This is a genomic window from uncultured Pelagimonas sp., assembly GCF_947498515.1.
Classification (GTDB): Bacteria; Pseudomonadota; Alphaproteobacteria; order Rhodobacterales; family Rhodobacteraceae; genus Pelagimonas.
This window is the reverse complement of sequence record NZ_CANMKO010000040.1, coordinates 1-269: the sequence shown is the minus strand read 5'-3', so window position 1 is coordinate 269 and position 269 is coordinate 1. Positions and strand designations below refer to the sequence as shown.

Sequence of the window (269 nt, the reverse complement as noted above, 5' to 3'; positions counted from 1 at the left end):
GTTTTGGCGCGCGCCGCCTGTGCGGTTGGCGTGTCGGCTTTGTTCATCGAAACCCACCAAGACCCCGATACAGCGCCCTCAGACGGGCCCAACATGATCCCAGTCGATCAGATGGGAGCCCTAATCGCCAACCTGCGCGCTTTCGATTCCCTAGCAAAGGGGCTGTGAGGGCCTAAGGCCGAACGTCTCCGGCCCGCCCAATGCTTTCATAAGCGGAGAATCCGGCGCGTTTGGCGTCTTTTGCGGTGTAGACGTTGCGCAGGTCCGCC

1 pseudogene is annotated in these 269 nt (G+C 61.7%); it reads left to right on the top strand.

Annotation, left to right across the window (positions count from 1 at the left end):
• A pseudogene (locus tag Q1A43_RS22425) lies at positions 1 to 168 on the top strand (3-deoxy-8-phosphooctulonate synthase); the annotation flags it as partial.
• Between the last annotated feature and the right edge of the window lie 101 nt (positions 169 to 269).